Source organism: Salinisphaera orenii subsp. halophila YIM 95161, from assembly GCF_003732545.1.
GTDB lineage: Bacteria > Pseudomonadota > Gammaproteobacteria > Nevskiales > Salinisphaeraceae > Salinisphaera > Salinisphaera orenii_A.
Genome location: NZ_AYKF01000024.1, coordinates 38,712 through 56,944, shown reverse-complemented (window position 1 = coordinate 56,944; position 18,233 = coordinate 38,712). Strand labels below are relative to the sequence as shown.

Sequence of the window (18,233 nt, the reverse complement as noted above, 5' to 3'; positions counted from 1 at the left end):
AGCCGTCGTTCACGTTGCCAGCTGCGGCCTCGAGGTTTAGAGTATGACCATGTCAGAGCAACGTTCATCAGACTCGGTGTCGCGCGACGCATCCACCCCCGATGCCCCGACCGAGCCGAACGACCGCGCCGTCCGTTCCGAATCACCCGACGATGCTGCCGCCGAGGCGCCCGAGAGCCCGCGCGAATATGGCGGTCGCAAGGGCCCCGAGCCCGTGCGCTACGGCGATTGGGAGAAGAACGGGCGCTGCATCGATTTCTAGCGCTTTTCCTTCACGTCGTCCGGGGACCACCATGAACCAACAGGCCAACCGCCCGCTGTCGCCACACCTGCAGATCTACCGCTGGCAGATCTCGATGCTGACTTCGATCGCGCACCGTGCGTCCGGCATCGTGCTGTCGCTGGGCAGCGTGTTTCTCGCGGTCTGGCTGATCGCTGCGGCCAGCGGGCCGGAGGCGTTCGCGGGCGTGAACGGCTTCGCGGCCTCATGGTTCGGGCAACTGCTCATGTTCTGCTGGTCGTTCGCGCTGTTCTATCATCTGTGCAACGGCATCCGGCACCTGGTCTGGGACGTCGGCGTCGGGCTGGATCTCGAGACCGCGAAACTGACCGGCTATGTCGCGATCGGCGTCGCCGCCGCGCTGACCCTGTTTGTCTGGATCTGGGCCCTCATCGCCTGATCCCGCGTTTTCCAGTCCTTTCGGAGATTCCGACATGAGCAGTATCCGATCCTCGCTCGCGCAGGCGCGTGGCCTGGGCAGTGCGAAGGTGGGCGTGGCCCACTGGTGGGCGCAGCGCGTGAGTGCCGTGGCCCTTGTGCCCCTGACGCTGTGGTTCGTGGCGTGCCTCGCATCACAGTTCGGCGCCGACTACGCCAGCGTCACCGAGTGGCTGTCGTCGCCGCTGCAGGCGTCGCTGCTGGCGATCTATCTCGCCGCGATCTTCTATCACTCTCAGCTCGGCCTGCAGGTGGTGATCGAGGACTATGTCCACATCGAGTCCGTCAAGATCGCCGCGCTCATCGCGCTGCAGTTGACCAATATCCTGCTGGCCGTCGCCGCCATCTTTTCCGTGATCATGATTCTTGTGGGAGCCGCCCGATGAGCGAGAGCTACGACATCATCGAACATCAGCACGACGTCGTGGTCGTCGGCGCGGGCGGTTCGGGCCTGCGGGCCACCCGCGGTCTGGCCGACGCCGGCCTGTCCACGGCCTGCGTGACCAAGGTCTTCCCGACCCGCAGCCACACCGTGGCGGCCCAGGGCGGCATCGCCTCCTCGCTGGGCAACATGGGCGAGGACGACTGGCGCTGGCACGCTTACGACACGATCAAGGGCGGCGACTGGCTCGGCGACCAGGACGCCATCGAGTACATGACCAAGGAAGCCGTGCCGGCGATCATCGAGCTCGAGCACGACGGCGTGCCGTTCTCGCGCACCGAGGACGGTCACATCTATCAGCGTCCGTTCGGCGGCATGACCACGCATTTCGGCGAAGGCACGGCCCAGCGCACCTGCGCGGCCGCCGACCGGACCGGCCACGCCATCCTGCACACGCTCTATCAGCAGTCGCTCAAGGCGCGGGCGGAGTTCTTCATCGAATACTTCGCCATCGATCTGCTCATGACCGAGGACGGCGAGTGCCGCGGCGTGCTGGCCTGGGATCTGCAGGGCGGGCAGCTGCATCGGTTCCGCGCGCATCAGGTGATTCTGGCCACCGGCGGCTACGGGCGGGCCTATTTCTCCTGCACGTCCGCGCACACCTGCACGGGCGACGGCATGGGCATGGCGCTGCGCGCCGGCCTGCCGCTTCAGGATCCGGAGTTCGTCCAGTTCCATCCGACCGGCATCTATGGCGCCGGCTGTCTGATCACCGAGGGCGCGCGCGGCGAGGGTGGCTACCTGACCAACTCCGAGGGCGAGCGCTTCATGGAGCGCTATGCGCCCAACGCCAAGGATCTGGCCTCGCGGGACGTCGTCAGTCGCGCCGAGATGGTCGAGATTCAGGAAGGCCGCGGCGTGGGCGAGAACGCCGACCACACGCTGCTGCATCTGGAGCACCTCGGCCCTGAAGTGCTGCACGAGCGGCTGCCGGGGATCACCGAGACCGCCAAGATCTTCTCTGGCGTGGATGCCACCAAGGAGCCGATCCCGGTGCTGCCCACCGTGCACTACAACATGGGCGGCGTGCCGACCAATGCCTTCGGCGAGGTCGTGACCCTCAAGGACGGCGATCCGGATTCGATCGTGCCGGGCCTGATGGCCGTCGGTGAGGCGGGCTGCGTGTCCGTTCACGGCGCCAACCGGCTGGGTTCGAACTCGCTGCTGGATCTGGTGGTCTTCGGTCGCGCCGCGGCGCATCGCTGCACGGAGGTGGTCAAGAAGGGGGCGGCGCACCGCGCCGACACCCAGGCCGCCGAGACGCGCGCGCTCGAACGCTTCGACCGGCTGCGTCACGCCGATGGCGATACGCCCACGGCGCAGCTGCGTGACAGCCTCCAGAGCTCGATGCAGAAATACGCCGCGGTCTTTCGCAATACCGAGAATCTCGACAAGGGCGTCGAGCAGATCAACGCCGAGGTCGAATCCTTCGTCAACGTAGGCGTGACCGATCGCTCCATGACCTGGAACAGCGATCTGGTCGAGACGCTGGAGCTCGAGAATCTGCTCGGCTGCGCGATCACCACGATGCACGCCGCCGCCAACCGCAAGGAAAGCCGCGGCGCGCACGCGCACGAGGAATACACCGAGCGCGACGACGAGAACTGGATGAAGCACACGCTCACCTGGCACGACGGCGGCGCGAACGTACGCATCGATTATCGGCCGGTGCACATGCAGCCGATGACGGGCGAGATGGAACACATCCCGCCGAAGAAGCGGACCTACTGAGGTTCGCCGTCCGCGGCGCTGCGCCCGCACCACGGTTTTAGTAACGGAGACCGCTCATGGCTCAATTCCGACTGCCGAAGAATTCGCGCATCACCAAGGGTCGGCGTCACGACGCGCCGGCCGACGCGAAGAACACCAAGACGTTTCGCATCTATCGCTGGGAGCCCGAGGCCGGAGAGAATCCGCGCGTCGACAGTTTCACCATCGATCTCGACCGGTGCGGGCCCATGGTTCTGGACGCCGTCATCAAGATCAAGAACGAGATCGACCCGACGCTGACCTTCCGGCGTTCCTGCCGCGAAGGGATCTGCGGGTCGTGCGCGTTCAACATCGACGGCAAGAACACGCTGGCCTGCACGACGCGCATCGAGGACATCGAGGGCGACGTCCGCATCTATCCGCTGCCGCACATGCCGGTGGTCAAGGACCTCGTGCCGGATCTGACCCATTTCTACGCCCAGCTCGAATCGATCGAGCCGTGGATCAAGACCGACACGCCGGCGCCCACGCGTGAGCGTCTGCAGACACCGGAAGACCGAGCCAAGCTCGACGGCCTGTACGAATGCATCCTGTGTGCGTGCTGCTCGACCGCCTGCCCGAGCTACTGGTGGAATCCGGAGCGTTATCTGGGTCCGGCCGTGCTGCTGCAGGCCTATCGCTGGATCGTGGACTCGCGCGACGAGGCCACGGGCGATCGCCTGGACGAGCTCGAGGATCCGTTCAAGCTGTATCGGTGCCACACGATCATGAACTGCACCAATACCTGTCCAAAGGGGCTGAATCCGGCCAAGGCCATTCAGGAAACCAAGAAGCTGCTGCTTGAACGCCGCAGCTGATTTCCGGCGTCGCGGGTGGCCCGCCGCGGGCCGCCCGCCGCCTCGCAGCAGGATCTTTGTCCGATGAGCGAGAAATCGCGTATCCGCTGGTTGTGTCGTCGCGGCATGAAGGAGCTCGATGTGCTTCTCGAGCGTTTCGTCGCAACCGAGTACGACGATCTGGACGAGCGCGAACGGGCGGGGCTGCTGGCGCTGGTGCAGCTCGAGGACCCGGACCTCTACGCCCTGATCATGGAACGCGAGCAGCCGGCCGATGCGATCCAGGCGGACCTGCTGCGGCGCATCCGGCAGTTCAAGCGGCCCCCGGGCGCCGGCTGACGCGCGACGCACATGCCTCGCAGCCCGATGATGCAGGCGCTGGACCTGGTCATACGGCCATCGCGCTGTGAGTCCATGCTGGTACTGGGCAGCTACGGCGGTGCAGAGCTGGTGTGCGCGATGCTTGCGCTGTCGCGGCCCGTGGTCGGTCTGTTGCTGGTCATGTTGTCAGTGCCCGCGGTGCGGGCGTGGCGCCACGCCCGCCGCAGCCATCCCCGTGCGATCGATCGCCTGCGTTTTCTGCTCGACGGCGACTGCCGCTGGCGCCAGGCCGGTGACGGCGGCTGGGTCGAGGGCCGCTGCGTCGAGGCGCTGACGCTCGGCGATGCGCTGGTCGTGCTGACACTCGAGCCATACGCCGCCGGCCGTCGCCGCCGCTGCATCGTCTTTCGCGATGCCACCGACCCGGCGCACCATCGCCGTCTGCGCGCGCGCCTGCGCGTGGCCCCGCCCCGCGACGCCCGTGAAGCGACGAATTAGCGCGGCTAAGGCTGCCGTGATGGCGCTGCTCGGCATCACCGTCATGCTCGCCAGCCCGCGGTCGGCGATGGCCGCATCGATCACGTGGGGCGATTGCGACCTCGCCACCCCAGAAACCAGCGCCGCGGCGATCGACTGCGGCTGGCTGGAGACGGGCGATCGCCTGGCTGGCGAGGCGGTGCGGCTGCGCGTGGTGCGGTTGCGTGCACGGCCCGACCGGATCGATGCAACGCCGGTGGTCTACGTGCCGGGCGGGCCGGGCTCGGCTGCAGGCCTGGGGCCCGAGGCGTTGTCGGGCTGGCAGCGCTGGCAGCAGCGGGCGCGCTGGCCTCGCGACATCGTGCTGTTCGACCCGCGGGCAACCGGCCGCAGTCGTCCGCGCCCGACCTGCGAGTCGATACGCAGCCGCCGGCTGGCGGCCGCAGCGCAGGCGCCCTCGGCGAGCGTCGAATTCGATCAGGAGGCGCGCGCCGCCGAAGGCTGCTACCGATCGCTCGGGCGCGAGACCGCCGCGGCCCTCGGGCCGGCGGCGCAGCGGCGCGATCTGGAGGCGCTGGTGGCCGCGCTCGGCGTCGACGCGGTCAATCTCTGGGCGGTGTCCTACGGCACCCGGATCGCGCGTGTCTACGCGCAGGCGAAGCCGGCGCAGGTGCGCGCGATGGTGCTCGACTCGGTCTATCCGTTCGCGCGCAACGACCTGCTTGCCCTGCCAGCGCAGATCGGCGGGGCACTGGCGCGTCTCGATGCGAGCTGTGCGGCGGCGCCCGCCTGCGGTCGGAAAAGCGACGCGGTGCCCAGTGATCTCGTGGACGATTTGCTCGCGCGTTACGCGTCGCGACCGCCGACGCTCGCGCTGGCCGGGCCGGAGATGCCCGTGGAGACGCGATTCAAGGTCACACCGTATCGCCTGTTGCTGATGGTGCTCATGGCGAGCTACGACGCCAACAACGCGGCCGATACCCGCGCACGCCTGCAGCGGGCACGCGCCGGCTCGGCCGACGCGCTGCGACCGCTGGCCGAACGGCTGTGGCGTCAGGCCCTCGACAGCAGCCGCAACGAAGCGGTCTTCTGGAGCACGCGCTGTGCACTCGGCGGCGCAGTGCCCTCGATGTCGGCGTGGCGCGACGCGCTCTCGCGCCATCCCGCCATCGCAGCCTATCTGGCGCCGGCCCGCGGCGCGCCGGTCTGCGACGTCTGGCAGGTGCCTCGAACGGCGACGCCCGCGCATGACGCATCGCTGGCCGCCCCTGCGCTGGTCGTCAGCGGCAGCGAAGACGCCGTCACACCGCCGGACTGGGCGCGGGCATTAGCCGATCGGCATCCGCTAGCGAGGTTGCTGACGGTCGCCGGCGCGGGCCACGGCGCCAGCTTCACCAACGCCTGCGCGATCGCCGCCATCGGCGATTTCTGGGCGGCGCCGGCCGAGCCACTGCGCGTCTCCTGCGCGGGCTCGGACTGATTCAGAGCGGACGGTAGCCGGCTGTCGCCGATTCCGTGCCGAGCTCCGGTGAGAGCACGGTGTGCATCGCCCGCGGCAGCGGTTTCGGATAGTCGCTGATGTAATGCAGGCCGCGGCTCTCGCGACGGGACAGGGCGCTGCGGATGATCAGTTCCGCGACCTGGGCGAGATTGCGCAGTTCGAGCAGCCCGGGGGTGACGCGGAAGCTGCCGTAGTAGTCGTGGATCTCGCGGCGCAGCAGCTCGATGCGGTGCAGGGCGCGTTCCAGGCGCTTGGTCGTGCGTACGATGCCCACGTAGTCCCACATGAATCGGCGCAGCTCCTGCCAGTTATGGGCCACGACCACTTCTTCGTCGGAATCGGTCACCCGCGACTCGTCCCAGTCGGGCAGATCCGCGCAGAGCGGCGTGGTATCGCGGCCAGCGATGTCGTCGGCGGCCGCACTCGCGTAGACGATGCACTCGAGCAGCGAGTTGCTCGCCATGCGATTGGCGCCGTGCAGGCCGGTGAAGGCGCATTCGCCGACGGCGTAGACGCCGTCGAGATCGGTGCAGCCGTGCGCATCGGTGATCACGCCGCCGCAGGTATAGTGCGCTGCGGGCACCACGGGCAGGGGCTCCCCGCTCATGTCGAGCCCGAGCTCAAGGCACTGCGCGTTGATCGCGGGAAAGTGCTTCTCGATGAATGCCTTGTCGCGGTGGCTGATATCCAGCCAGACGTGCGGCTGGCCGGTGCGTTTCATCTCGGCGTCGATGGCCCGGGCGACGATGTCGCGCGGGGCGAGTTCGCCGCGCTCGTCGTGATCCGGCATGAAGCGGTGGCCGTCGGCCAGCCGCAGCACCGCGCCCTCGCCGCGCAGCGCCTCGCTGATGAGAAACGAGCGCGCCCTCGGGTGGTACAGGCAGGTCGGGTGGAACTGCATGAACTCCATGTTCGCGACCCGCGCGCCCGCCCGCCAGGCCATGGCGATACCGTCGCCGCTGGCCGCGTGCGGGTTGCTGCTGTAGAGATAGGCGAGGTTGGCGCCGCCGGTGGCCAGTACGACGTGCCGTGCGGCGAAGGTGCGGACCGTATCCCGGTTGATGTCGAGTACGTAGACGCCCTGGCAGTGCCCCCGCGCCGCCGCCGGCGTCCGGGTCATGATCAGCTCGACGGCCATGTGGTGCTCGAACACCGTGATCTCCGGGGCCCGCCGGGTCAGGCCCTCGAGCGTCGTCTCCACGGCGCGGCCGGTGGCATCGTCGGCGTGGATGATGCGGCGATGGCTGTGTCCGCCCTCGCGATTGAGATGGTAGGCATAGCCGGCCGGTGTCTCGTCGCTCTCGTCGGCCGGCGTGAACGGCACGCCGCGATCGATCAGCCACTCGATCGCGGCCCGGGAATGCTCCACCGTGAAGCGCACGGCCGGCTCGTCGCACAGGCCGGCACCGGCGCGCAGGGTGTCGGCCACATGGGCGTCGATGCTGTCGGAGGCGTCGAGTACGGCGGAGATGCCGCCCTGAGCGTAAAGTGTACTGCCCTCGGCGAGGGCGCCCTTGGAAATCACGCCGATACGGCGCCCGCTGGACGCCAGGCGCAGGGCGAGCGTGAGTCCGGCGGCGCCGCTGCCGACGACCACGACATCGAAGGATCGGTGGGTACTGTCTTCGGGCATTGGCATGACGAAACGCATCCGCGTCGCTAGACTGTCGCCTCGGCGCGGGGGTATGGCTTCCTGACGGTGACTAGATCGATGAACGCTTGCAGCATAGCGCAAATCCGGTGCGAACTATCTGACGCGGATGCGGTCCATAGTGTCATCGCCCATCGGGTAACGCAGACAGACGAGGTATTCTCGCGCGACAGCTGCCTTGGAATCCGCTGCGGCTCGCGTCTTTCCTAGATGAACGAAGACGCCAGCGACGAGCAGCTCGTGGCCCGTGCTCAGGCCGGCGACCCGCGTGCCTTCGACTTGCTCATACGCAAGTACCAGCACAAGGTCATCAAGCTGACCGCACGCTACGTGAATCCGGCGGATGCACCGGACGTGGCGCAGGAGGCCTTCATCAAGGCCTATCGGGCGCTCGACGGATTCAAGGGCGACAGCGCGTTCTACACATGGCTATACCGCATATCGATCAACACGGCGAAGAACTTTCTGGTCGCGCGCTCGCGGCGCCCGGCCAGTCAGGACATCGACGTGGCCGATGCCGAGGCGTTCGGCCACACCGACCGGTTCTCGGAGCGGGACACGCCCGAGGCGTTGCTGGAAAGCGAGGAGATCCGGGACACCGTGATCGGTGCCATACGCGATCTCCCGGAGGATCTGCGCACCGCGATCATGTTGCGCGAACTGGACGGTATGAGTTACGAAGAGATTGCACAATCAATGGATTGCCCGGTCGGGACGGTCCGTTCGCGCATCTTCCGCGCACGCGCGGCGATCGAGCAGAAACTGGTGTCCCTGGCGGACAAGTGAGGTCAGCATGAACGAGCGCTTTTCGGCATTTCTGGATAACGAGGCCACGCGCGACGAAGCCGACTCGGTGGTCAACCGACTGTTGAGCGATCCGGAATTGCGTGACAGCTGGAGTCGTCAGCACTGGCTTCGAACCACCCTGCGGGCGCATCGCGGCGAGATCGCGGTGCCGCTGGATACCGGTTTTTCCGATCGGGTCATGCAGGCGATCGCGGCCGAGGACGGCGAGGCGGTGGAAGCGTCCTCGTCGCGGGTCGTGTCACTGCCGCGTGCCCGCACGCCGCGCCGTCGCCGCTGGCGCAACATGGCCGGCCTCGCCGTGGCGGCCTCCGCGGCAGGTTTCGTCTTCCTGGTGAACCCGCCGCTGCAGCAGGAGAGCGAGTCGGACGGCTCGACGCGGCCCATGAGTGCCACGAGCGTCGCCTCCGCGGACGCCACGGCTGCCGGTGCGCGCTTCGAGACCACGGAAGAAGTTGCGGCGCGCGGCGGCATGGATGCCGCGGTGGTCGGTGATGCGAGCGCGCGGCAGACGGTTCGGGAGGGGCCGGCCGATCATTGGTCCGTGTCCGACCCCGCGCTGGAGGATGAACTCAACAGCTATCTCGTCGAACACAACGGGTTGGCCCGCGGCTACGGCCTGTCGGGCACGACGCCGGCGTTCGTTCGGGTGGCGACGTATGGGCAGGAATCGACGCAGTGACCCGGGCGCTTTCAGCGTTCTTCCTGTTATTCGTTTTTATCGGACAGGCGGCCGCGGCGTCGGATCCGCCGCCCTCGTCCGATCAGTCCGTCAACGAGCTGCTGGCCAGTGCCTCGCAGGCCGTGGGCCGCGAGAACTACCGCGGCGTCATGGTGTACCTGCGCGAGGACCAGCTCGACACGCTCCGCGTCACGCACCGCTTTGCCGACGGCCTCGAGCAGGAGCGACTGGTCTCGCTGACCGGGCAGCCGCGCGAGGTCATCCGCCGCGGCGGCGTTGTGACCTCGATTCTGCCCGACAGCCAGGTCGTGCTCATCTCGCGTCGCAAGCGAGACGGCCTTCTGGGCAGCGTCACCGAATTCTCGGCCGAGCGGATGCGCCGTCACTACAAGGTGAGCGACGAAGGCCAGCGTCGGCTCGCCGACCGTGTCGGCCGTCTGATCAGCATCCAGCCGATGGACCAGTACCGCTACGGCTACCGCATGCTCATCGACGAAAAGACGCGCCTGCCGCTCAAGCTCGATCTGCTGCGTAATGGCGACGTCCTCGAGCAGCTGATGTTCACCGAGATCGAGTTCCCGGAATCCATCCCCGACAGCGCGTTCGAGCCGGGCTTCGATATCGAAGGTTTCCGCGTGATCAAGCACCGGGCCGTCGAGGTCGCCGAGGAATCCGTGCCGAAGGAGGCATGGACGCCGACATCGCTGCCACCGGGCTTCGAGCTGGCCGAGGATGGCGTGCGCCGTGTCACCGAGGATGGTTTCGTGCGTCAGATGCTGTTCACCGACGGCGTGGCCACCGTGTCCGCGTTCATCGCGCCCGCGGGGCTGCGCAAGCCGCTGGACGGCGCGACTACGATGGGCGCGGTCAACGCCTACGGCCACGTGATCGACGACACGCAGATCACCGTCGTCGGCGAGGTGCCGGCGGTGACGGTACGCGAGATCGCGGAGAATCTGGAGCGTGGCGGTGAGCGGGCTCAGGTTCGCGCGCCGGCCGACGGCGACGGGTGACTGCGCCGGCCGGCCGGGGCGTGGCATGCTGTTTGGGTTGGCCTTCAGAAACTCGTCCGCACGCAATCGATAGGCATTTCCTCATGCAGCGACTACGTCATCCACTGCGCCTGTACACGCTTCTGATCGTCGCGCTGCTCGCGCTTTCGGGCTGTGGCGGCGAGGACGAGAGCCGGCCGGTCAGTCAGCTGCCGGACTTCACGGGTCTCGTCGAGTCGGTGTCACCGGCCGTGGTCAACATCAGTGCGGTGCCGCCGGAACCCGGCAGCGGGGAGCGCGGCGGCGAAGGCGATGACGGCAACCCGATGGAGGACTGGCTGCGTCGCTTCTTCGAGGAGGGCCCCGGCCGCGGCGACGACGAGATGCCGATGCCGCGCGGGCCGGAGTCGACGCCGCATCCGTCGCGCGGTTCGGGCTTCATCATCTCCGAGGACGGCTACATTTTAACCAATCGTCATGTGGTCTCCGACGCCGGCCAGATCATCGTCAAGCTCAACGACAGGCGCCAACTGGTCGCGCGGGTCGTCGGCCAGGATCGCTACAGCGACCTCGCGGTGCTCAAGGTCGACGCCGACGACCTGCCCACGGTCGAGATCGGCGATCCCAAGGCGCTGCAGGTGGGCTCCTGGGTGGTGGCGATCGGCTCGCCCTTCGGCTTCGAGACCTCGGTGACCGCCGGCATCGTCTCGGCGAAGCAGCGCAGCCTGGCCAGCGACCAGTACGTGCCGTTTCTGCAGACGGACGTGGCCATCAATCCCGGCAACTCGGGCGGGCCGCTGTTCAATCTCGCCGGTGAGGTCGTGGGCATCAACTCGCAGATCTACAGCCAGACCGGTGGTTACCAGGGCGTGTCCTTCGCGATTCCGATCGACATCGCCATGGACGTCGCCGGCCAGCTGCGCGACTCCGGCAGCGTGACCCGCGGCTGGCTCGGCGTGCAGATCCAGGACGTCAACCGGGAACTCGCCGAATCCTTTGACCTCAAGCGCCCGGAGGGCGCGCTGGTGGCACGGGTGGTGCCCGAGAGTCCGGCGGCTTCGGCCGACATCCAGGCCGGGGACGTGATCCTCTCGTTCAACGATCACGCGGTGGGCGATGCCGCCGCCCTGCCGCCGCTGGTGGGCACCATCGCCCCGGGCGAGCAGGCGAGCGTGACGCTGCTGCGTGACGGCGACGAACAGACTATCGACGTCACCATCGAGGCGCTGCCCGAGGATCTGATGACCCGCGCCGGCGGCGGCGAGCCAAGGCGCGAGCAGAGCCGCCCCTACGGCCTGACGCTGGAGCCTCTGGACGAGACGGAGCGACGCCGGCTCGATCTGGAGCAGGACGGCGTTCGCATCGGAGCGGTCGCGGAGGGCGCCGGGGCTGAGGCGGGCCTGCAGCCCGGCGATGTCGTGCTCGCGGTCGGATCGGAGAAGGTCGGGTCGCCCGAGGCCCTGCGTGAAGCACTCGAGGCGGCTGACGGCCCGGTAGCGCTGCTCGTGGTGCGCGAGGGCAATCGACTGTATCTCGCCATGCGGCCGGGCGACGACTGAGGGCGCCGCCGCTGAAACTGCGGCGGGCCTCGGCGTATACTACGACGCTTCATCGTATCGCCCCGGCGCCTGCCGGGGCGATTGTTTTGGGCTTAATTGCCGCGCCGGACCGTTCATGCAGTCACGCATCCGCAACTTCTCGATCATCGCCCATATCGATCACGGCAAGTCGACGCTCGCCGATCGCTTCATCCAGGCCTGTCGTGGCCTGACCGAGCGGGAGATGGCCGAGCAGGTCCTCGATTCGATGGATCTAGAGCGTGAGCGCGGCATCACCATCAAGGCGCAGGCGGTCACGCTGGACTATCAGGCCGCCGACGGCGAGACCTACAAGCTCAACTTCATCGACACGCCGGGCCACGTCGACTTCTCCTACGAGGTCTCGCGCTCCCTGGCGGCCTGCGAGGGCGCCCTGCTGGTGGTGGACGCCTCGCAGGGCGTCGAAGCCCAGAGTGTGGCCAACTGCTACACCGCCATCGAGCAGGATCTCGAGATCGTGCCGGTGCTCAACAAGATCGATCTGCCGGCCTCCGATCCCGACGGCGTCTCCCAGCAGATCGAGGATGTGATCGGCCTGGACGCGACCGACCGGCTGCTGGTCTCCGCGAAGTCCGGCGAGGGCGTCACCGACGTGCTGGAGGCGATCATCCGGCGCATTCCGCCGCCGGTCGGCAGTGCCGACGCGCCGCTGCAGGCGCTGATCGTGGACTCCTGGTTCGACAACTATCTGGGCGTGGTCTCGCTGGTGCGTATCGTCAACGGTCGCATGACCCCGCGCGACCGCATCAAGGTGCTGGCCACCGAGCGCGAGTACGAGGTCGACGACGTCGGCATCTTCACGCCCAAGAAGACGCCGCGCAAGGCGCTCGAGGTGGGCGAGGTCGGCTACGTCATCGCCGGCATCAAGGACATCGACGGCGCGCCCGTGGGTGACACGCTGACCCACGCGCATGCCCCCTGCGAGGCGCGTCTGCCCGGCTTTCGCCAGATCCAGCCGCGGGTCTTCGCCGGGGTCTACACCGTCAATTCCGACGACTACGAGGACTTCCGTGACGCGCTGGCCAAGCTGCGGCTCAACGACTCCTCGCTCAACTACGAGCCCGAGACGTCGGCCGCCCTGGGTTTCGGCTTCCGTATCGGCTTTCTGGGCATGCTCCACATGGAGATCGTGCAGGAGCGCCTGGAGCGCGAATACAACCTCGACCTGATCACGACCGCGCCCACCGTGATCTATGAAGTGCTGACGACCGGCGGGGAGGTGCTGTCGATCAGCAACCCGCAGGCGCTGCCCGATCCGGGTGACATCGAGGAGATACGTGAGCCGATCATCCACGCCTCGATCCTCATGCCCAACGATTTCGTCGGCCCTGTCATGCAGCTGTGCATGGAAAAGCGCGGCGTGCAGAAGGACATGAGCTACATGGGCAATTCGGTGTCCATGAGCTTCGAGCTGCCGCTGTCGGAGGTGGTGCTCGACTTCTTCGACCGCCTGAAGTCGGTCTCGCGCGGCTTCGCGTCGTTCGAATACGATTTCGCCCGTTTCCAGGCGGCCAAGCTCGTGCGCCTGGACGTGCTCATCAACGGCGACGCGGTCGATGCGCTGGCCCACATCGTGCACCGCGACCGCGCCTACGAGCGCGGCAAGGCGCTGGTCGAGAAGCTCAAGAACATCGTTCCGCGGCAGATGTTCGACGTCGCCATCCAGGCGACCATCGGCACCCGCATCATCGCCCGGTCCACGGTCAAGGCCATGCGCAAGAACGTCACGGCCAAATGCTACGGCGGCGACGTCTCGCGCAAACGCAAGTTGCTGGAAAAACAGAAGGAAGGCAAGCGCCGGATGAAACAGCTCGGGAGCGTGGAGATACCGCAGGAGGCCTTCCTCGCGGTGCTGTCGACCGACGATTCCGACTAGGCCCGGCGCCGCCGCGAACTGCCCATGAACACCGTACATCTCGACTTCGAGGCCTGGCTCGCGCTGGCCACCGTGCTGACCGGCGTGATCTGGCTGATCGATCGACTCGTGCTCGCACGACGGCGTGCGGCCGGCGTGGATGCCAATTGGGCGATCGAGTTCGCGCGTTCGTTCTTTCCCGTGCTGCTCGCGGTGCTGGTGCTGCGCGCGTTCGTGTTCGAGCCGTTCCGGATTCCCTCACGCTCAATGGTGCCGACGCTGCTGGTCGGCGACTTCGTGCTGGTCAACAAGTTCAGCTACGGCCTGCGTGCGCCGGTCTTTCACACCAAGTTTCTCGATCTGGGCGAACCGGAACGCGGCGACATCGTCGTCTTTCGTTACCCGCCGGACCCGACCAAGGACTACATCAAGCGTGTGATCGGGCTGCCGGGCGACCGCGTCGCCTATCGCGACGAGCATCTCTACCTGAACGGCGAACGCGTGCCGCTGGCCGAGCGGGGCGTCTACGACGGTCCCGACGCCGACGCCAACGCCCGTATGCTGCGTTTTATCGAGCAGCTGCCGGGTGGCACCGATCATCCGGTGCTGCAGGTGGTCGGACGTAACGGCCCGAATGTAAGCGTGACCGTGCCTGAAGGACATTATTTCGTCATGGGCGACAACCGCGACAACAGCGCCGACTCGCGCGTCTGGGGCTTCGTGCCCGAGGACCATCTCGTCGGCAAGGCGTTCATGACTTGGATGAGCATCGATTTCGACGATTTCGATGTGCGCTTTTCGCGCATCGGCCATATTCTTCACTAGCGGCGACGGGGACGAGCGGGAATGCGAGGCGAAGTGCAGCGAGCGACACGCATGCGGAACCGCCGCGCTCAGCGCGGCATCACCATCTGGGGATTGCTCTATGTGCTGATCACGCTCGGCCTGATCGCGCTGGTGGCGATCAAGAGCGTGCCCGTGTATCTCAACGCCTACGACGTGCGCACCACGCTGCAGGCGGTCGCCGACGACCCCGATCTGCGTCGGGCCAGCGCCGGCGAGATCCAGCAGGCCGTCCAGCGCCGCTTCGACGCCGGCTATGTCGACAACCTCAGCGGCCGCGATGTAGCCGTGGAGCGGGCCGGCGACGGCCGCCGGATCTCGCTGAGCTACGAAGTGCGCCGGCCGATGCTGCTCAATCTGTCGCTGGTCTATTCGTTCGAGGAAAGCGCCATGCTGGCCGGTGGCGATGAGCGCTAGCGCGCCGCGCGACGCCGGTGGCCGGCTGGAACGCCGGCTGGACTACGCGTTCGAGCGTCCGGCGCTGCTCGCGCGCGCGCTCACCCATCGGAGCGCGGCCTCCGATCACAACGAGAGGCTGGAATTCCTCGGCGACGGCGTGCTCAACTTCGTCATCGCGGCGGCGCTGTTCGAGCGCTGCCCCGAGGCGCCGGAGGGTGATCTGTCGCGGCTGCGCGCCGCGCTGGTGCGCGAACGCACGCTCGCCGCGATCGCCGAGGAGATCGATCTGGGCGAGGCGCTGGTACTGGGCCCGGGCGAGAACCGCGACGGCAGCCGTCGGCGGGCCTCGATCCTGGCCGACGGCGTCGAGGCCGTGCTGGGCGCGATCTACTGCGACGGCGGTTTCGCCGCCGCCCAGACGGTCGTGCACGCGCTGTACGCCAGCCGCCTGGCCGCGCTGCCCAGCGCCGACAGCCTCAAGGATGCCAAGACCCGGCTGCAGGAGTGGCTGCAGGCGCGCGCCCGCGAGCGGCCGGAATACACCCTGGTGAGCGTCACCGGCGCCGACCACTGTCAGCACTTCGTGGCACGCTGCCATCTCGCCGACACCGGAGACACGGTGGACGGCGAGGGCGGCGGCCGCCGCAAGGCCGAACAGGACGCGGCCCGGCGTATGCTCGAACGACTTCACGCGGACGATCAATGAGCGAGACCCGAGATACACGCAGCGGCATGGTCGCCCTCGTGGGCCGGCCCAACGTGGGCAAGTCCACACTGGTCAACGCGCTGGTGGGCGAGAAGGTGAGCATCGTCACCCCCAAGCCGCAAACCACCCGTCATCGCATCATCGGCGTTTATACGCGCGAGGATCTGCAGATCGCGCTGGTCGACACGCCGGGCCTGCACACGACCGCCAAGAGCGCGCTCAATCGCGTGCTCAACGAGACTGCGGTGGCCAGCCTCGCGGGCATCGATCTCGTGCTCTTCATGGTCGAGGCGGGCCGCTGGCGCGACGAGGATGCCGCGGCGCTCGCGCGGCTGGCGCGGGTCGAGGCGCCGGTGGGGCTGGTCATCAACAAGGTCGACCGGGTCGCGGACAAGACCGAGCTGCTGCCTTTCATACAGTCGGTCAGCGAGAAGCGCCAATTCGCCTTCGTGGCGCCGATATCCGCGCAGAAGGGTCGCAATCTGGACGCTATCATCGCCGAGTGCGGAACCCGCATGCCGGCGGGCCCGTTTCTGTTTCCCGACGACGAGTATACCGACCGCAATCTGCGCTTCATCGCCGCCGAGACCGTGCGCGAGAAACTCACGCTGTTTTTGCAGCAGGAGCTGCCGTATTCGGCCGCGGTCGAGATCGAGCGCTTCGACAGCAGCGACGTCCCAATCGAGATCCACGCCTGTATCTGGGTCTCGCGTGAGAACCACAAGGCGATGGTGATCGGTCGCGGTGGCCAGATGCTCAAGAAGATCGGCCGGGCGGCGCGGCTGGATCTGGTTTCGCGGCTGGATACGCGGGTCGATCTGCGGCTCTGGGTCAAGGTGCGCGAGAACTGGATCGATTCCGAGGCCAGCGTGCGCGATCTCGGCCACTAGCCACTCGTGCTTGCCGAAACCGGCCGACCGGGCTGCCGCGCCTGGGCCCCGTTTCTCACGGTCTGTCCCACGCGCGTCACCATGCGTTTCGAACGTCCGCAGCGTCCGATTCCACTCGTCAACGCCTCGCTCGAATCGCGCCCGCAGCGCGGATTGCGGGATCCGGTCGGACCTGGCCCCGAGCCCGTGCCGGCCGCCGCCGGGCCGTGGGACGGTGCGCCGTCGGCCGATCGCGTGCTCGCAGATGTGATGCCCCCGTCGCCGATGTCAGCGCTATGCGCGTCGAACTCGCCCCGGCACTGATCCTGCACCGCCGCGCCTGGCGCGATACCAGCGTGCTGGTCGAGGCCTTCGCCCGCGAGCACGGCCGGATCGGGCTGCTGGCCAAGGGGGCGCGGCGCCCGAAGTCGCGCTGGCAGGGGGTGCTGGAGCCGCTGACCGGTCTCGCCCTGTCCTGGACCGGCCGGGGCGAACTGCATACGCTGACCGACGTGGACGCGCCGCGGCGCTACCGCCTGAGCGGTCACGCGCTGATGGGCGGCTTCTACGCCAGCGAGCTGATCATGCGCCTGCTGGCGCGTGACGATCCGCATCCGCCGCTCTACGACAGCCTGATCGCGCTGCTCGACGGACTCGACGCGGGAGCGCCGGCGATCGTCGCGCTGCGATTCTTCGAGCGCGATCTGCTCGACGTGCTCGGCTACGGCATCTCGCTGGAGGCCACCAGCGACGACGACACGGCGGTGGTCGCGGGCGGGCGCTATCTCTATCATCCCGATACCGGCCTGCGGCAGGCCCGCGGCGCGCCTGGGCCCGGCGAGGTCCAGATCGCCGGTGACGCCCTGCGCGGGCTGGCCGCCGGGCGCTTCGACAGCCGCGCCGACGTGCGCGCGGCGCGCGACCTCATGCAGGCCGCGATCGCGCCGCATCTGGGCGGCCGGCCGCTGAAGTCCGTGGCCACGCTCCAGGCGATGCAGCAGTTCGCCGCCGGCACCGACACCCAACGAACCGCCAGGGGAGACCCGACTTGAACGCAAGCACCCGAACGTCAACCAAGCCCCTGCGGCTGGGCGTCAACGTCGACCATGTCGCCACCCTGCGGCAGGCGCGCGGCACGGTCTATCCCGATGTGGTGCAGGCCGCGCGTCAGGCCGTGGCCGCCGGTGCGGACAGCATCACCGTCCATCTGCGGGAGGACCGTCGCCACATTCAGGACGCCGACGTCGAGGCGCTGCTGCAGGGTACCGACATCGCGGTCAACCTGGAGATGGCGATGACCGCCGAGATGCTCGAGATCGCCGTGCGCGGCCATCCGCGCGACTGCTGTCTCGTGCCCGAGCGGCGGGCCGAACTGACCACCGAGGGCGGGCTGGACATCGCCGGTCAGGTCGGTGCCGTGGCCGAGGCGCTCGGGCGACTGCATACCGCCGGCATCCGAGCGGCGCTGTTCATCGACCCCGATTCACGTCAGATCGAGGCGGCTGCCGCGGCCGGGGCCCGCCACATCGAACTGCACACCGGCGCCTACGCCGATGCCCGCGGCACGGCCGAGCGCGACGATCAGCGCCGCCGTATCGCCACCGCGGCGCAACACGCCGCCGGGCTCGGCATGGAGGTCCACGCCGGGCACGGGTTGCACGTCGACAACGTGGAGGCGATCGCGGCGATCGGCGAAATCGTTGAACTCAACATCGGTCACGCCATCGTCGCGCGCGCGGTGTTCGTGGGCCTGTCCGAGGCCGTGCGCGAGATGCGGGCGGCCATGGATACCGGCCGTCGGGCACTGCGCTGAGCGCGGGTGCGCTGCT

General features: G+C 68.0%; 20 protein-coding genes. 19 read left to right on the top strand and 1 reads right to left on the bottom strand.

All coding sequences use genetic code 11. The features are described 5' to 3' along the window. The first annotated feature begins 43 nt into the window (after positions 1 to 43). From SAHL_RS02465 to SAHL_RS02430, 8 genes are all read left to right on the top strand, one after another. Positions 44 to 262 (top strand): DUF1674 domain-containing protein, encoded by a 219-nt coding sequence (locus SAHL_RS02465; RefSeq protein WP_245965348.1) that lies wholly within the window; start codon positions 44 to 46, stop codon positions 260 to 262. A gap of 31 nt (positions 263 to 293) precedes the next feature. After that, entirely contained in the window at positions 294 to 680 is a 387-nt protein-coding gene (gene sdhC, locus SAHL_RS02460; RefSeq protein ID WP_123589826.1) for a succinate dehydrogenase, cytochrome b556 subunit, read from the top strand. A 34-nt stretch (positions 681 to 714) separates the two neighbouring features. Further along, entirely contained in the window at positions 715 to 1,104 is a 390-nt protein-coding gene (sdhD, locus tag SAHL_RS02455) for a succinate dehydrogenase, hydrophobic membrane anchor protein (protein WP_123589825.1), read from the top strand. Beyond that, positions 1,101 to 2,891 carry a succinate dehydrogenase flavoprotein subunit gene (gene sdhA / locus SAHL_RS02450; RefSeq protein ID WP_123589824.1) on the top strand — a complete coding sequence of 597 codons (1,791 nt, stop codon included), beginning with the start codon at positions 1,101 to 1,103 and terminating at the stop codon, positions 2,889 to 2,891. Before sdhD ends, sdhA begins: the two co-directional genes overlap by 4 nt. A 56-nt stretch (positions 2,892 to 2,947) precedes the next feature. After that, positions 2,948 to 3,727 carry a succinate dehydrogenase iron-sulfur subunit gene (locus SAHL_RS02445; RefSeq protein WP_123589823.1) on the top strand — a complete coding sequence of 260 codons (780 nt, stop codon included), beginning with the start codon at positions 2,948 to 2,950 and terminating at the stop codon, positions 3,725 to 3,727. A gap of 63 nt (positions 3,728 to 3,790) precedes the next feature. Then, complete coding sequence (locus tag SAHL_RS02440) at positions 3,791 to 4,045, top strand: FAD assembly factor SdhE (protein ID WP_123589822.1); 255 nt, start codon at positions 3,791 to 3,793, stop codon at positions 4,043 to 4,045. Between the two features lie 12 nt (positions 4,046 to 4,057). Further along, entirely contained in the window at positions 4,058 to 4,525 is a 468-nt protein-coding gene (locus SAHL_RS02435) for a protein YgfX (RefSeq protein ID WP_123589821.1), read from the top strand. Between the two features lie 19 nt (positions 4,526 to 4,544). Next, the gene (locus SAHL_RS02430) at positions 4,545 to 5,984 is read left to right on the top strand and encodes an alpha/beta hydrolase (protein WP_184947210.1); all 1,440 of its coding nucleotides are present in this window, start codon (positions 4,545 to 4,547) and stop codon (positions 5,982 to 5,984) included. Position 5,985: 1 nt separating this feature from the next. On the opposite strand, the gene nadB is transcribed toward SAHL_RS02430, so the two are convergent. Next, positions 5,986 to 7,644: an L-aspartate oxidase gene (gene nadB, locus SAHL_RS02425; RefSeq protein WP_221177795.1), complete on the bottom strand. Its 1,659-nt coding sequence runs from the start codon at positions 7,642 to 7,644 to the stop codon at positions 5,986 to 5,988. A 222-nt stretch (positions 7,645 to 7,866) separates the two neighbouring features. Here nadB and rpoE point away from each other — a divergent pair, with 222 nt between their 5' ends. The 11 genes from rpoE (at position 7,867) to SAHL_RS02370 (ending at position 18,217) form a co-directional block, all read left to right on the top strand. Next, a complete protein-coding gene (rpoE, locus tag SAHL_RS02420) occupies positions 7,867 to 8,442 on the top strand; it encodes an RNA polymerase sigma factor RpoE (RefSeq protein WP_123589818.1) in 576 nt (191 codons plus the stop codon). A gap of 7 nt (positions 8,443 to 8,449) precedes the next feature. Further along, complete coding sequence (locus SAHL_RS02415; protein ID WP_123589817.1) at positions 8,450 to 9,142, top strand: sigma-E factor negative regulatory protein; 693 nt, start codon at positions 8,450 to 8,452, stop codon at positions 9,140 to 9,142. Further along, positions 9,139 to 10,155 (top strand): MucB/RseB C-terminal domain-containing protein, encoded by a 1,017-nt coding sequence (locus SAHL_RS02410; protein WP_123589816.1) that lies wholly within the window; start codon positions 9,139 to 9,141, stop codon positions 10,153 to 10,155. Before SAHL_RS02415 ends, SAHL_RS02410 begins: the two co-directional genes overlap by 4 nt. Before the next feature lie 83 nt (positions 10,156 to 10,238). Further along, a complete protein-coding gene (locus tag SAHL_RS02405) occupies positions 10,239 to 11,693 on the top strand; it encodes a Do family serine endopeptidase (protein WP_123589815.1) in 1,455 nt (484 codons plus the stop codon). Between the two features lie 115 nt (positions 11,694 to 11,808). Further along, positions 11,809 to 13,608: a translation elongation factor 4 gene (gene lepA / locus SAHL_RS02400; protein ID WP_123589814.1), complete on the top strand. Its 1,800-nt coding sequence runs from the start codon at positions 11,809 to 11,811 to the stop codon at positions 13,606 to 13,608. Between the two features lie 24 nt (positions 13,609 to 13,632). Further along, positions 13,633 to 14,412, top strand: coding sequence for a signal peptidase I (lepB, locus tag SAHL_RS02395; RefSeq protein WP_123589813.1), 780 nt, complete (start codon positions 13,633 to 13,635; stop codon positions 14,410 to 14,412). A gap of 51 nt (positions 14,413 to 14,463) precedes the next feature. Then, positions 14,464 to 14,847, top strand: coding sequence for a DUF4845 domain-containing protein (locus SAHL_RS02390; RefSeq protein WP_184947207.1), 384 nt, complete (start codon positions 14,464 to 14,466; stop codon positions 14,845 to 14,847). After that, positions 14,837 to 15,535 (top strand): ribonuclease III, encoded by a 699-nt coding sequence (rnc, locus tag SAHL_RS02385; protein WP_123589811.1) that lies wholly within the window; start codon positions 14,837 to 14,839, stop codon positions 15,533 to 15,535. The genes SAHL_RS02390 and rnc overlap by 11 nt, the downstream gene beginning before the upstream one ends. Then, positions 15,532 to 16,425, top strand: a complete 894-nt coding sequence (gene era / locus SAHL_RS02380; protein ID WP_123589810.1) for a GTPase Era — start codon at positions 15,532 to 15,534, stop codon at positions 16,423 to 16,425. Before rnc ends, era begins: the two co-directional genes overlap by 4 nt. Before the next feature lie 275 nt (positions 16,426 to 16,700). Further along, on the top strand, positions 16,701 to 17,456 hold the full coding sequence (recO, locus tag SAHL_RS02375; RefSeq protein ID WP_123589809.1) for a DNA repair protein RecO: 756 nt from the start codon (positions 16,701 to 16,703) through the stop codon (positions 17,454 to 17,456). After that, on the top strand, positions 17,453 to 18,217 hold the full coding sequence (locus SAHL_RS02370; RefSeq protein WP_123589808.1) for a pyridoxine 5'-phosphate synthase: 765 nt from the start codon (positions 17,453 to 17,455) through the stop codon (positions 18,215 to 18,217). Before recO ends, SAHL_RS02370 begins: the two co-directional genes overlap by 4 nt. The last annotated feature ends 16 nt before the right edge of the window (positions 18,218 to 18,233 follow it).